The following is a 15,926-nucleotide window of genomic DNA, read 5'->3' on the forward strand; positions in this document are numbered from 1 at the left end:
GCGAGCGGGGCGCGCCCCGTTCCGGCTTTCCTTCCTGATAGACGAACGGGCCGCGCAAATATTTAGCGACATCGCCAAAAAAAGCGGTCGCACGCATTTTGCGCACAAAGCGGTAAAAAATCGGCCGCGTCGTTCGTCACACCAGTGAAGCCGCCCCAAGCGGCCCCGAGACTTGGCCGAAGCGGCCGGACCGAAGGATTTCACGCACATGACGAGTTTCCCGACTGCGCTGCATCACCGAATCCGCGAACTGGCGCGCATCGCGCCCGACGCACCCGCCATCGCGGTGCCTTTCCAGAACGACCTGCGCCTGTCGCGCGGTGCGCTCGACGCACGTGCGTCGCAACTCGCCCGGCAACTGCGGGCGGCCGGCGTCGGCGCCGAAGTGCGGGTCGGCGTGTGCGTCGAGCGGTCGGGCGACCTGTTCGTCGCGCTGCTGGCCGTGCTGAAGGCCGGCGGCGTGTTCGTGCCGCTCGATCCGCGCCATCCGGCCGCGCGCCTCGACTGGATCGTGCAGGACGCGCAACTGCGGCACGGCATCGTCGACGCCGCCGGCCGCACGGCGCTCGGCACGCCGTTCGAACACGCGTTCGACGCAGCGGTGGAAGCATCGGGCGTCGCGCAGGATCACGTGTTCGATGACGACATCGTGACCGTTCATCCGCGTTCGGCCGCTTACATGATCTATACGTCGGGCTCGACCGGCACGCCGAAGGCGGTGGTCGTCGAGCACGGGCCGCTCGCCGCGCATTGCGACGCGCTCGCGGCCGCGCTGCCGATCGAGGGCGGCGACCGTCTGCTGCATTTCGCGTCGGTCAACTTCGACGCCGCGCACGAATGCTGGCTCGCGCCGCTCGCGGTCGGCGCCGGCATCGTCGTGGCGCCGCCGCAGCCGTTCGCGCCGGTGGACGCGCATGCGCTGATGGTGCGCGAAGCCGTGAACGTCGCCGCGTTTCCGCCCGCGTACCTGCGTGAATTCGCGGCCGTCGCCGCGCGCGACGGCGTGCCGCCGGCCTTGCGCGTGCTCGCGTTCGGCGGCGAAGCGCTGCCGCAGCAGGCGTTCGAATTCGTGCGCCGCACGTTCCCGGCGGTGCGCCTGATCAACGGTTACGGGCCGACCGAAGCCGTGATCTCGCCGATGCTGTGGCCGGTCGAGCCGGGCGAGACGCCGGTGCTGGCCGCGGACGACGCGTATGCGTCGCTGCCGATCGGCCGCGTGATCGGCCCGCGGGTCGCGTGCATCGACGGCGCCGACGCCGATGGGGTGGGCGAACTGCTGCTCGGCGGCGTGTGCGTCGCACGCGGTTATCACGGTCGCCCGGCGCTCACGGCCGAGCGTTTCATTCCCGATGCGGACGGTGAACCCGGCGCGCGCGTCTATCGCACCGGCGACCTGGCACGCCTGCGCGACGACGGCGCATACGATTATTTGGGCCGCCTCGACGATCAGGTCCAGGTGCGCGGCGTGCGCGTGGAACCGGCGGAAATCGCCGCGTGCCTGCGCTCGCACCCGGCCGTGACCGACGCGGCCGTGATGGCCGACACCGCCAACGGGCCGACGCGGCTGATCGCGTGCGTCGCGTTGCGCGCGGCGGCCGACGATGCCGCATTGAAGGCGCATGTGGCCGCGCAATTGCCGGCCGCGTGGCAGCCGCACGGGTTCGTGCGGTGCGATGCGCTGCCTTACACGCTGAACGGCAAGCTCGACCGTGCCGCGCTGCGCGAGCGGATTGCCGCCCAGCGGATTGCCGCCCAGCGGATTGCCGCCGCGCGCGACACGACGCAAGCCGCGGGCGATGCGCCGCGCACGCCGACCGAACAACAGATCGCGGGCCTCTGGCAGACGCTGCTGGGCCTCGACGCCACGCCGTCGCGCGACGATCGTTTCTTCGCGCTGGGCGCCGATTCGCTCGCCGCGATGCAGTTGCAGGCCGCGATCCGTGCCGCCATGCGCGTGAACCTGCGGCTCGACACGCTGTTCGCCGATCCGGCGCTCGCCGAACTGGCCGAAATCGTCGACCGCGCGGAACGCGAGACCGGCGAACCGCTGGCCGCGATTGCCGCGCGCCGCGCGCCGGCCGATGCGGCCGCGTCGGGTGCGACGTACGTCGATCGTGCGGCATCGCTCGCCCAGCAACGCTTCTGGGTGCTCGCGCAAACGCGCGACGCAAGCGCGGCGTATCACATCGCCGCGCACTGGACGATCGACGGCGTGCTCCACCGCGACGCGCTGCAGCGCGCGCTCGATCACGTGATCGGCCGACATGAAGCGTGGCGCACGACACTCGTGGACAACGACGACGGCGTCGTGATGCAGCGGATTCACGCGCATCTGCCGGTGTCGATCGCGTCGGTCGACCTGCGCGAGCAGCCGCCGGCTGCCCGCGACGCGCAAGCCGCGCGTCTTGCCGAGCGCGACGCGGCCGAACCGTTCGACCTCGCGCGCGGCCCGCTGCTGCGCGCGACGCTGGTCGTGCTCGCGGACGACCGTCACCGCCTGCTGCTGACCGCGCATCACGCGATCACCGATGGCTGGAGTTCGCGTTGCGCGTTCGACGAACTGTCGGCTGCGTACTGCGCGTATGCCGAAGGCCGCGAACCGTCGCTGCCCGGATTGCCGATCCAGTACGCGGACTACGCGGACTGGCAGCGCGACATGCTGGCCGGCGGCGAGGGCGAGCGCCAGCTCGACTACTGGCGCGGCGCGTTGTGCGACGTGCCGGGCCCGCTCGCGCTGCCGGTCGACCGCCAGCCGGGCGCCGCACGCACGCTGCACGGCGCGCGCGTATCGGTGCGCCTGCCCGATGCGGTCGCGGCCGACGTGCGGCAACTCGCGCGCGACGCTCAGGCGACCGTCTTCACGGTGCTGCTGGCCGCGCTCGACGCATGGCTGTCGCGACTGACCGGCGAAACCGACGTCGTCGTCGCGGTGCCGGTCGCGCATCGTCAGCGCCCCGAAACGCGTGCGTTGCTGGGTCTTTTCCTGAATACGGTCGCGCTGCGCGTCCGCGTGGCGCCGACGCTGCCGTTCCGTGCGCTCGTCGATGCGGCGCGTACCGCGGCGCTCGACGCGGTCGCGCACCAGGACGTGCCGTTCGAGCGCGTCGTCGACGCGGTGAAGCCGCCCGTCAAGCGCGGCGACGAATGGCTGCGCGTGAAGTTCGCGCAGCAGTTCGACGCACGGCACGACAGCGTGCTGCCGGGCGCCACGGCGGTCGCGACGCCGGGGCCCGATCTCGCCGCGCGCTTCGATTTCGCGCTGGATTTCACCGACGACGCGAACGGGATCGAACTGGTCGCGGCCTATGCGACCGACTGCATCGATGCCGATACCGCGCGTGCGTGGCTCGACAGCTATGCGGCGCTCGTCGCGTCCGCCGCGCATGAACCGCACGCGACGACGGCCGCGCTGCCGTGCGATGCATCGGTGGCGTCGCGCCAGCCGCGCGACGGCCGTGCGCTGCGCATCGAACATGCCGACATCGTCGCCGCGTTCGCGCGGCAGGCGGCTGCCTATCCGCATCGCGTCGCACTTTCTGACGCATCGACCTCGCTGACGTTCGCCGAACTCGACGACGCATCGAACCGCATCGCGCGGGCGCTGACGCAACGCGGCGTCGCCGCCGAAGCGGCGGTCGTCGTCTGCATCGAGCGTTCGGCACGGTTCGTCGTCGGCCTGCTCGGCGCGCTGAAAGCCGGCGCGCTGGCCGTGCTGCTCGACCCGGCGCAACCGTCCGCGCGCCTCGCCGCGGCGGCCGCCGACTGCGGCGCGCGCTGGGCGCTCGTCGCGGACCCGGCCGCGTGGCCGGCCGGCACCGACACGCAGCCGCTCGACGTCGACGCGCTCGCGCAGGACGCGACGCTCGCCCATGCGGCCGGCATGCGCGTCGCGCCGCACCCGGATCAGGGCGCGTACCTGATCTACACGTCGGGCTCGACCGGCACGCCGAAGGGCGTCGTCGTGTCGCACGGCGCGCTGGCTGACTACGTGCAGGGGATGCTCGACGAACTCGCGTTCGCGCCCGACGCGTCGTTCGCGATGGTGTCGACCGTCGCGGCCGATCTCGGCCACACGACGCTGTTCGGCGCGTTGTGCGCGGGCCGTACGCTGCACCTGCTGCCGGCCGCGTGCGCGTTCGATCCGGACCTGTTCGCCGACGAAATGCGCCGCCGCGACGTGGGCGTGCTGAAGATCGTGCCGAGCCACCTGCAGGCGCTGCTCGACGCGCGCGTGCCGGCCGACGTGCTGCCGCGCCACGCGCTCGTGACGGGCGGCGAAACGCTCACGTGGGCGCTCGTCGCACGGCTGGCCGCGCTCGCGCCGGCCTGCCGCGTGATCAACCATTACGGGCCGACCGAAGCGACGGTCGGCGCGATCGCGTGCGACACGGCGTCGATTGCCGCCGACGCGCGCGATCCGGCGAGCGGCGTGCCGCTCGGCCTGCCGCTGCCGAATGCGCGCGCGCTGGTGCTCGACGCGTTCGGCGCGTGCGTGCCGGCCGGCGCGACCGGCGAGCTGTATCTGGGCGGGCCGGGCGTCGCGCGCGGCTACCTCGGCCGGCCCGCGCAAACGGCGGAGCGCTTCGTGCCCGATCCTTTCACGCGGGGCGCGCGGCTGTATCGGACGGGCGACCGCGTGCGGTTGCGCACGGACGGCCGTCTGGCATTCCTCGGCCGCATCGACGATCAGGTGAAGATTCGCGGCTATCGCGTCGAGCCGGGCGAGGTCAGTGCGGCCGTGCGCGCGACCGGCCCGATCGCGCAGGCTGAAACGCTCGCGATCGAGCACGATAGCCGCCTGCGGCTCGCGACGTTCGTCGTGATGCGCGACGGCGCGGCGTTCGACGAAGCCGCGGTGCGCGCCGCGCTGGCCGCGACGCTGCCCGACTACATGGTGCCCGCGCAGTTTGTCTCGCTCGCGCGTCTGCCGGTGACCGCGAACGGCAAGATCGATCGCGCGGCATTGCGCGAACTGGCCGCCGTGCCGGTTGTGGTCGCGTCCGGCGATGCACCGCAAGGCGCGGTCGAAACGGTGCTTGCCGATGTCTGGCAGGCCGTGCTGAAGGCGCCGAAGGTCGGCCGCGACGACAACTTCTTCGAACTGGGCGGCGACTCGATCCTCGTGCTGCAGGTGATCGCCCGGGCGCGCAAGCGCGGTGTCCGCTTCACGCCGAAGCAGCTGTTCGACGGGCCGACCGTCGCCGAACTCGCGCGCGTCGCGAAAACGGATGACACGGCCGTCACCGCGCAGCACCCTGCGGTTGCGCCTGCAACGGCCACGCCGGCTGCCAAGCCGATCCTGACGCCCGCACAACAGCGCTTCTTCGCGCTCGATATCCCGCACCGCGGCCACTGGAACCAGTCGGTGTCGTTCGACGTGCGCGGCGCGTTCGACGCGGACGCATTCGCGCGCGCATTCGACGCGTTGCTCACACATCACGACGCATTCCGCCAGCGCTTCGCATGCGCCGCCGACGGCACGTGGCACGCGAGCGATGCGGCGAAGCCGTACGACGCGCTGCCGTTCGTCGAAGTCGCCGCACGCGACGAAGCCGATGCACTGGCGCGCTTCGACGCGCTGCAACGCCGTCTCGATCTCGGCAACGGGCCGCTCGCCTGCGCATGCGCGGCACGGCTGCCGGACGGTTCGACGCGGCTCTATCTCGCGATTCACCATGCGATCGTCGACGGCGTGTCGTGGCGCATCCTGCTCGACGATCTCGACACCGCCTACCGCGCGGCATGCGAGCGCACGCCGGTCCGCCTGTCGCAGCCGGGCCTGCGCGCGGACGCCTGGGCCGCACGGCTCGCCCGCGCGGCAACGGAACCGGTGTCGCCGTTCGCAGCGGAAGCCGCCTACTGGGCCGGCACGGCGCAGGGCGACGACATCGCGCCCGATCACCCCGACGCAGCGGCGACGAACGCCGATGTGGCCGTCGTCGTGCAGACGATCGACGCGACATTGACCCGCGCCGCACTGACCGACGCGCACGCGGCCTATCGCACGCAGACGATCGAGCTGCTCGGCGCGGCGCTCGCACTCGCGCTGGCCGGCGCGCGCGGTGCCGCATCGTGCCGGGTCGAACTCGAGGGGCACGGCCGCGAAGCGCTGTTCGACGACGCGGATGCCAGCCGCACGATCGGCTGGCTGACGAGCCATTACCCGGTGACGCTGCCGGTCGCAGCCACGGCCCGCGACACGCTGTGCGCGGTCAAGGACACGCTGCGCGCGGTGCCGCACAAGGGGCTCGGCTTCGGCGTGCTCGCGCACTACGGCGATGCGGCCACGCGTGCGGCGCTGGCCGCCGTGCCGCGTCCGCGCGTCACGTTCAACTATCTCGGCCAGTTCGACGCGCCGCGCGACGCGACGCTCGTCCCGCGCTTCGGCGGCACCGGCGTCGAGCGCGATCCTCGAGGCCCGCTCGGCAATACGCTCGCGATCCATGCGTACCTCGACACGGACGGCGACGGCGCGCGCACGCTGAAGGTGCACTGGGTCTACGGTGCGCCGCAATTCGAACGCGCGACGATCGACGCATTCGCCGAACGCTTCGCGACCGCGCTGCGCGAACTCGTCGATGCATGCGTGTCGCGCGTCGCGCATCGCGGCGCCGGCGCGACGCCGGGCGATTTCCCGCTCGCGCAGGCCGCCGGCCTCACGCAGGCCGCGATCGAACGCGCGCCGCTCGACTGGCGCGCGATCGACGACGTGTATCCGCTGTCGCCGATGCAGCAGGGCATCCTGTTCCATGCGCTGTTCGCGCCCGGCCACGCGAGCTACGTGAACCAGCTCGTCGCGACCGCGACCGCGCTGGACGCCGACCGGCTCGCGGCCGCATTCGACGCGTCCGTCGCGCGTCACGACATCCTGCGCACGAGCGTGATGCCGGACGAAGCCGCGCCGCTGCAATGCGTGCATCGGCACGCACGCATGCCGGTCGAGCAACTCGACTGGCGCACGCGCGGCGACACGCTCGACGCCGATTTCGACGCATGGCTCGCGGCCGACCGCACGCGCGGCTTCGACTGGCGCGCGCCGCCGCTGATGCGGCTCACGCTGATCCGCGTGACGGACGATGCGTGGCGGGTCGTCTGGACGCGCCACCACGTGCTGCTCGACGGCTGGAGCACCGCGCGCCTGCTCGCCGACGTGCTGCGCGACTACCGCGACCCGGACGCCGTGTCGCCGTTCGCGAGCCGCCCGGCGCTGCGCTATCGCGATTTCATCGCATGGCTCGGCACGCGCGACCGCGACGCCGACGAGCGCTTCTGGACCGACCGCCTGGCGCGGCTCGATGCACCGACGCTGATCGCGGAGCGCACGGCCGATCGCGCGGATGCCGAGATGGTCACGTGGCGCGCGACGCTCGACGCCGACACGACGGCGCGCGTCGCGCAAACCGCCCGCGCGCTGAAGCTGACCGTCAACACGCTGGTGCAGGGCGCATGGGCGCTCGCGCTGCAGCGGATGACGCACCAGCCGGCCGTCGCGTTCGGCGCGACCGTCGCCGGCCGCCCCGATGCGCTTGCGGACGTCGACTCGGTGCTCGGCCTCTTCATCAACACGCTGCCGGTCATCACCGCGCCGGCGCCGCAGCAACGTGCGGCCGACTGGCTGCAAGCGCTGCAACGCGAGAACGCGGCGGCCGCCGAACACGCGCACACGTCGCTCGCCGACATCCAGCGCTGGGCGCGCGGGTCGGGCGGCGCACTGTTCGACACGCTGGTCGTGTTCGAGAACTATCCGGTGGACGAGTCGGTGCGTGACGCCGATCCGCGCGCGCTGGCGTTGAGCGGCATACGCAGCATCGAAGCGACCGATTTCGCGCTGACGCTCGTAATCGAAAGCGGCGCCGAACTGACGATCGACTACGGCTACGACACCGCACGCGTCGACGCGCGTCAGGTCGAGACCTGGCATCGCGCGTTTGCCTGCGCGCTCGATGCGCTGGCCCGTACGCCGGACGCGCTGCTGGGCACGCTGTCGATCGCCGACGATGCGACCCGCGATACGCTCGTGCATGCGCAGCACACCGCACATGTCTGGCCGTCCGAACAGCGGCAGCCGCTGCATCTGCAATTCGCCGACGCGGCACGGGCGACACCCGACGCGACCGCGCTCGAATACGCGGACGCTCACGGCCGCGTGCAGCGCGCGACCTATCGCGAACTCGACGCCGCGACGTCGCGCATCGCCGCCGCACTGCGCCGGCGCGGCGTGCAGCCCGACACACCCGTCGCGCTGTGCGTCGAGCGCTCGTTCGACATGGTGATGGCGCTCGTCGGCGTGCTGAAGGCCGGCGCCGCGTACCTGCCGGTCGATCCCGACTATCCGGCCGAGCGCATTGCGTACCTGCTGCGCGACGCGCGGCCGGCCGTCGCGATCACGCAGGCGCATCTGCGCGAGCAGGTCGAGGCCGCGCTGGGCGAGGGCGCCGATACGCAACTGCTGACGGTCGCGGACCTGCTGGCCGACGAGGCGGGCGGTATTGACGACGAAGCCGCCGCGATCGACGACGCGCAGCTCGCGTACCTGATCTATACGTCCGGCTCGACCGGCAAGCCGAAGGGCGCCGGCAACACGCACGGCGCGCTCGCGAACCGGATCGCGTGGATGCAGCACGCGTACCGGCTGACGCGCGACGACGTCGTGCTGCACAAGACCCCGTTCGGCTTCGACGTGTCGGTGTGGGAATTCGTGTGGCCGCTCGCGATCGGCGCGAAGCTCGCGATCGCCGCGCCGGGCGATCACCGCGATCCGGCGCGCCTGGCCGCCGCGATTCACGCGCACGGCGTGACGGTGCTGCATTTCGTGCCGTCGATGCTGGCCGCGTTCGCCGCGCATCTCGACGATTTCTCGGCCGCCGCGCAATGCGACAGCGTGCGCCTGATCGTCGCGAGCGGGGAGGCGCTGGCGCCCGAGCTCGTCGCGAAGATGGCGCGCCTGTTGCCGAACGCGACGCTCGTGAACCTGTACGGGCCGACCGAGGCCGCGATCGACGTATCGCACTGGACCTGCGGCCCCGACGACGCGCAGGCGGTCGCGGTGCCGATCGGCCATCCGATCGCGAACCTGCAACTGCACGTGCTCGATGCCGCGTGGCAGCCGGTGCCGGCCGGCGCGACCGGCGAACTGTATCTCGCGGGCGCGGGCCTTGCGCGCGGCTATCTCGGCCGTCCGGCGCTGACTGCCGAGCGGTTCGTGCCCGATCCGTTCGTGCCAGGCGCCCGCATGTACCGCACCGGCGACCTCGCACGCCGGCGCGCGGACGGCGCGCTCGACTACCTCGGCCGCGTCGACACGCAGGTGAAGCTGCGCGGCCAGCGGATCGAGCCGGGCGAGATCGAGGCGCTGCTGCGCGCGGCGCCGGGCGTCAACGATGCGGTCGTGGTCGTGCGCGACGCGCAACTGATCGGCTATGTCGCGCGCGGCGACGCGGGCCCGCTCGACCGTGCAGCGCTGCTCGGTGCGTTGCGCGCGCAACTGCCGGCGTACATGGTGCCGTCGCAGTTGATCGAGCTCGATGCATTGCCGGTCACGCCGAACGGCAAATGCGACCGCCATGCGCTGCCCGCGCCGGTGCGCGAAGCGACCGAAGCCGTCGAACTCGCGACCGATACCGAGCGCGCGCTCGCCGACATCTGGCAGCGCGTGCTGCATGTGGACGCGATCGGCCGCGACGGCGATTTCTTCCTGCTCGGCGGCCACTCGCTGCTCGCGACGCAGGCCCACGCGCAGGCGAACCTGCACTGGGGGCTCGCGCTGCCGCTGCGCACGCTGTTCGACACGCGCACGCTGGCGCGCTGCGCGGAAGCGATCGACGTGGCCTGCGCGGCACGCGGCGCGACCGATGCGGCGAGCGCGATCGACGCGCTGCTCGGCGAACTGGAAACCCAATAAGGACGACGGATGACGAAGGTTCAACCCGACTGGCTCGCGCTCGCGACGCGTTTCGCGCAACTGCCCGACGCGCAGCGTGCGGTCTTCATCGACAAGCTCGGCGCGGCCGGCATCGACTTCCGCGTGCTGCCGATCCCGCCGCGCACGCCGCGCAGCGATCGCGTGCCGGCATCGTTCGCGCAGACGCGGCTGTGGCTGCACGCGCGGCTGATCGATGCGCCGGACGCGTACCACATCACCGAGCGCCTCGCGCTGACGGGGCCACTCGACGTACATGCGCTGCGTCTTGCATGCGACGCGTTGATTGCGCGCCATGAGGCGCTGCGCACGACCTTCGACGAAGCGCAGGACGGCGTCGCGCAGACGATCCACGCACCGCTGCGCTGCCCGTGGCGCGAAACCGATCTCGAAGCGTTGCCGGACGCGCAGCGCGCGGCACGCGCGGAAGCCGTCGCGACGGCCGACGAAGGCGAGCCGTTCGATCTCGGCACGGCGCCGCTCGTGCGCGCGCATCTGGTGCGCTTCGACGCGACGCATCACTGGCTCGCGCTGACCGTCCATCACATCGTGTCGGACGGCTGGTCGTCGGGCGTGATGCTGTTCGAGCTTGCGGCGTTCTATCGCGCGTATGCGTCGGGCGAACCGGTGACGCTCGCGCCGCTGCCGATTCAGTACGCCGACTACGCGCTGTGGCAGCGCCGCTGGCTCGATGCCGGCGAGCGCGACCGTCAGCTCGCGTTCTGGCGCGAACGGCTCGATCCGCAGCGCGGCGTGCTGACGCTGCCCGGCGCGACCGCACGGCCGGCCCGTCGCAGTGCGCGCGGCGCGCGCCATGTGTTTTCGCTCGACGCGCGCGTCGCTGCGCAGTTGCGCGCGTTCGCGGCCGCGTCCGGCGCGACGCCGTTCGCGGTGCTGCTCGCCGCGCTCGATGCGTTGCTGGCGCGCGCGACCGGCGACGCGCGGATCTGCGTCGGCGTGCCGGCCGCGAACCGCGAGCGCGCGGAAGTCGCCGGCCTGATCGGCTTCTTCGTCAATACGCTCGCGATCGACGTCGACGTGCCCGCGCACGGCGATTTCTCGTCGCTGGTCGCGCGTACGCAGCGTGCGCTCGTCGATGCGCAGATGCACCAGGACGTGCCGTTCGAGCAGGTGGTCGACGCGCTCGGCGTGCCGCGCAGCGCGAGCCACCATCCGCTGTTCCAGGTGATGGCCGCGTATGGCGAACGCCGCGCGCTGCCGCCGCTCGGCGCGGCGTCGGCCGCGCTGCTGCCGTCGGGCACGCCGTCCGCGAAATTCGACCTGACGCTGTCCGTCGAAGCGACGCCGGACGGCACGTTCGACGCCGCCTTCATCTACGCGCTCGACCTGTTCGACGCGGATGCGATCGCACGGCTGGCCGCGCGCTTCGTCACGCTGCTGACCGATGCGCTCGCGCGCCCGGATCTGCCGATCGGCGATCTCGACTGGCTGCCTGCCGACGAACGCGCGCAGCTCTTCGCGTGGAACGCGCCGGCCGGCGCGACCGCCGCCGAGCCGTTCGTACCGGTGCATGCACGCATCGCCGCCCATGCGCACGCGCGGCCCGACGCACGCGGTGTCGCCGATATCGATCGCGCGTTGACGCGCGGCGAGGTCGATGCCCGTGCCGCACGTTTGGCGCGCCATCTGGTGGCGGCCGGCGTGCGGCCCGAGATGCGCGTCGGCGTCGCGCTGCAGCGCTCGGTCGACCTGCTCGTCGCGCTGATCGCGGTGCTGAAGTCGGGCGCCGCGTTCGTGCCGCTCGATCCGGCTCATCCGCGCGAACGGCTCGCGCAGATCGTCGGCGATGCGGCCATTGCGCACGTGCTGACCGACGCCGCGAGCGCCGCGTCGCTGCCCGACTTGCCTGAATTGCGCATCTGGCGCGCGGACGAAATCGCCGCGCTCGACGAAGCCGCGCACGTCGCGCTGCCGGACGTGCTGCCCGGTCATGCGGCGTATGCGATCTACACGTCGGGTTCGACCGGCAAGCCGAAGGGCGTGATCGTCGACCACGCGTCGTTCGCGCTGCATTGCGCGGCGATCGCCGAGCGCTACGGCGCGGGCGAGCACGACGTGTTCCTGCTGTTCCAGTCGGTCAATTTCGACGGCGCGCACGAAGGCTGGTTTTCGCAATACATGTCGGGCGCCGCCGTGTCGGTGACGGCCGACGTGCTGTGGCCGCCCGCGCAGACCTGCGCGATGATGATCCGCGACGGCGTGACGATGACCTACGTGCCGCCCGGCTGCGCGGCCCAGCTCGCCGAATGGGCGCTCGCGCACGGCGCGCCGCCGACGCTGCGTTCGCTGACCGTCGGCGGCGAGGCGACGTCGCGCGAGGCGTTCGCGATGCTGCGCCGCGCGCTGCCGAACGTGCGCGTGGTCAACGGCTACGGCCCGACCGAAACGGTCATCACGCCGACGCTGTGGATGTTCCGTCCCGGCGACGATCTCGCGAAGCTCGGCGACGCCGCGTATCTGCCGATCGGTACGCTGGTCGGCGCGCGCACCGCGCACGTGCTCGATGCGCGGCTGCATCCGCTGCCGGTCGGCGTGATCGGCGAACTGTATCTGGGCGGCGAGGGCATCGGCGTCGCACGCGGCTACCTCGACCGGCCGGCGCTGACGGCCGAGCGTTTCGTGCCCGATCCGTACGGTGTGCCGGGCGCGCGGCTGTACCGGACCGGCGACCTCGTGCGGCGCCGCGCGGACGGCGTGTTCGATTTCATCGGCCGCGTCGATCATCAGGTGAAGCTGCGCGGCCTGCGCATCGAACTCGGCGAAATCGAAGCGCAGCTCGCCGCGCACGACGCGGTGCGCGAAGCCTGCGCGGTCGTGCACGGACAGGGCGCGCTCGCGCAACTCGTCGCGTATGTCGAGTTGACCGCCGAAGCGCAGGCGGCCGCGCAGCCGGTCGAAGCCGCGACGCTCGATGCGCACCTGCGCCGCACGCTGCCCGACTACATGGTGCCCGCGCAACTGATCGTGCTCGACGCGTTGCCGCGCAACGCGAACAGCAAGGTCGACCGCGCGCGGTTGCCGGCGCCGGTGCGGGTCGAACGTGCGTACGAGGCACCGCACGACGGCGACGAAGCCGCGCTCGCGGCGATCTGGTGCGACGTGCTGAACCTCGAACGCGTGGGCCGCGGCGATCACTTCTTCGACCTCGGCGGCCATTCGCTTGCAGCCGTGCGCGTCGCGACGCGCGTGGCCGAGCGGCTCGGCCGCGACGTGCCGGTGCGTGCGTTGTTCGAGGCGCCCGTGCTCGCGCAATACGCGCGGCAGGTGGCCGATGCGCCGCGCGCCGCGCATACCGGCGCCACGGCGCCGGGCGTCGCCATGGCCAAACCGGACGCGCACGGCGTGTGGCCGCTGTCGCCCGCGCAGCTCGGCCTGTGGTTCCTGTGGCGCGCGCAGCCGGACAGCGCCGCATACAACATTCCGGTCGCGCTGCGCGTGCGCGGCCCGCTCGACGTCGATGCGCTGCGCGCCGCGTTCGCGGATGCCGCCGCCGGGCATCCGGCGCTGCGCGCGCGGCTCGTCGTCCGCGACGGCGCGCTGCCGGGCCAGCGGATCGACGCAGACGTTGCCGTCGATCTGCCGGTGATCGACCTGTCGGCGCAAGCCGATGCGCTGGCTCGCGCGACCGCGCTGACCGACGCGGATGCGCTCGCCCCGTTCGACCTCGCGGCCGACGCGCCGCTGTGGCGCGCCCGCGTGTTGCGGCTCGGTGCGGACGATCACGTGCTGTCGGTGACGATCCACCACATCGTGTCGGACGGCGAATCGATCGAGCTGTGGCTCGACGCGGTGCGCGCCCGCTATGTCGCCCGCGTGCAGCGCAGCGCCGTGCCGGCCGGTGAAGCCGTCGAACCGGCCGCGCCACCGCTCGTGCTGCCCGCGCCGTGCCATCCGGCGCGCGTCGCGTACTGGCGCGATGCGCTCGCCGATCTGCCGTCGCGCATATTGCCGCAGCGCACCGATGCGCCGGCCGTGCCGCAATGGCGCGCGGCCCGCATCGCATTCGAATTCGATGCGCCACTGATTCGCGCCGCGCGCGACGCCGCGTCGGCCTCGCACGCGACGCTGCCGATGCTGCTGCACGCGGCGCTCAACACCGCGCTGTTCCGCGCGACGGGCGCGGCCGACCAGCCGGTCGGCGTGCTCGCGTCGACGCGCGAACTCACGGGCGACGCGGCCCGCGCCGCGCTGGGCCTGTTCATCAACTCGGTCGTCGTGCGCACGCGGATCGCCCCGTCCGCGCGCCGTGCGGACGTGCTCGCGCAAGTGCGCGACACGGCGCTTGCCGCCTATGCGCATGCCGACGTGCCGTTCGCCGACGTCGTGGCCGCGCTGCGTGCGCCGCGCGCCGCGCAGGCCAATCCGCTGTTCCAGGTGATGTTCAACTACCTGCGCCCGACCGGCGCCGCCGCACGCGACTGGGCCGGTCTGTCGCTGGCCGGATTCGACGACGTGCGCCATCGCGTCGTGTTCACGCTGGAGCTGGACGTCGTCGAGCATCCGGATGGCCGCGTGAGCGCCGCGTTCTCGTATGCGGACGAACTGCTCGCGCGCGATTTCGTCGAGACGCTCGTCGATCTGTATCACGACGAAGTCGCGCGGTTCGCCGGCGCGTCGGAGGCGGCGCTCGGCGCACCTGATAAGCACGCAGCCGCGCACGCTGCGTCCGGCGCACGCGCCGGCGCCGCGACCCAGCCCCATGCAATGTCGTCCCATGCGGCCGCCGCGCTCGCCGCGCTGTGGTCGGACACGTTCGCGACGGCCGCACCCGAGGCCGATGCAGACCTGTTCGAAGCCGGCGCGACGTCGTTCGACGTCGTGCGCTTCGTCGACGTGGCCGGTCGTGCCGGTCATGCGCTGACGGTCGCCGACGTGTTCGCGGCGCCGACGCTCGCGGCGCTCGGCGCGCGGCTCGATGCGCAAGCGGAAACGGGACAGGAGGCGCGCCATGCTGGCTGAAGTGCGCCCGGACGGATTCACGATGCTCGATACCTACCGCCTCGCGTTCGCGGACGGCCTGTTCGCCGCGCGCGACGGCGCGGAGATCCGCGTCGCGCAGGGCGACGGTATCGGCGCGCAGTTGCTGCGCGCGCAGCTCGGCGACGACGGCGCGCTGCGCCTCGTCGCCTATAACCATCGCGCGGCGCCGGCCGATCAGCGGCGGGCGCTGCTGGCCGCACTCGCCGCGGCGTTCTCGGACAGCGCGCGCCACGCGGCGATTCGGCTCGACCCGGCCGCATGGCCGGCGGTCGCGCTCGACGCGCTGCGCGCGAGCGGCGTGCTGGCCGACGGCGGCCGCTGCCTGCGCGACGGCTGGGCGCAGCAGGCCGACCTGTGGCGCGTCGGCGCGGCGCTGCCGTGCGCGACGCTGCCGACGATCACCGACGGCCGGCGTCATCCGCGCCGTCCGCCCGCACCGCGCGGCGACGTCTATGCGCGCGACCTGCCGGCGCTCGGCGTGCGCTTCACGCTGCGCGGCTGGCAGCCGGCGGAAGACACCGAGCGGCTCGCGCGCTGGTTCGACGAGCCGCGTGTGCGCGACGGCTGGCCCGGCGCACAGCCCGCGCCACGCGGCGCGGAAGGCGCGCAGGAAACCGATCCGCACGTGACGCGGCTGGTCGGCTGTTTCGACGACGAGCCGTTCGCGTATTTCGAAGCGTTCTGGCTGAAGGAGGACGCGCTCGCGCCGCACGTCGCGGCGCGCGACTACGACCGCGGGCTGCGGATGCTGGTCGGCGAGCCGCGCTGGCGCGGTGCGCACCGCGTGGCCGGCTGGCTGCCGTCCGTCGTGCATTACCTGTTTCTCGACGACCTGCGTACCGAAGCGGTCGGCTGTGCCGTTCCGGCCGGCCACACGCGGGTTGCCGACCATCTCGCGCGGCATGGCTTCGCGCGGCAGCGCCGTCTCGCGCTGGCCGACGCGCAGCCGCTGTGGATGCGCACGCTGCGCGAGACGTTCTTCTCCGGCCGTCACGTCTGACGGGCC

3 protein-coding genes are annotated in these 15,926 nt (G+C 72.6%); all 3 read left to right on the forward strand.

Annotated elements, in window-relative coordinates:
- The first annotated feature begins 208 nt into the window (after positions 1-208).
- From J8I33_RS09060 to J8I33_RS09070, 3 genes are read left to right on the forward strand one after another with little or no spacing between them, the layout of a single operon-like run.
- Positions 209-9,901 carry a non-ribosomal peptide synthetase gene (locus tag J8I33_RS09060; RefSeq protein WP_209934709.1) on the forward strand — a complete coding sequence of 3,231 codons (9,693 nt, stop codon included), beginning with the start codon at positions 209-211 and terminating at the stop codon, positions 9,899-9,901.
- 9 nt (positions 9,902-9,910) lie between these two features.
- Entirely contained in the window at positions 9,911-14,899 is a 4,989-nt protein-coding gene (locus J8I33_RS09065; RefSeq protein WP_209934716.1) for a non-ribosomal peptide synthetase, read from the forward strand.
- Positions 14,889-15,920: a GNAT family N-acetyltransferase gene (locus tag J8I33_RS09070; RefSeq protein WP_050012614.1), complete on the forward strand. Its 1,032-nt coding sequence runs from the start codon at positions 14,889-14,891 to the stop codon at positions 15,918-15,920. The genes J8I33_RS09065 and J8I33_RS09070 overlap by 11 nt, the downstream gene beginning before the upstream one ends.
- Positions 15,921-15,926: the final 6 nt, after the last annotated feature.

This window comes from Burkholderia sp. AcTa6-5 (assembly GCF_017815075.1).
GTDB classification, from domain to species: domain Bacteria; phylum Pseudomonadota; class Gammaproteobacteria; order Burkholderiales; family Burkholderiaceae; genus Burkholderia; species Burkholderia sola.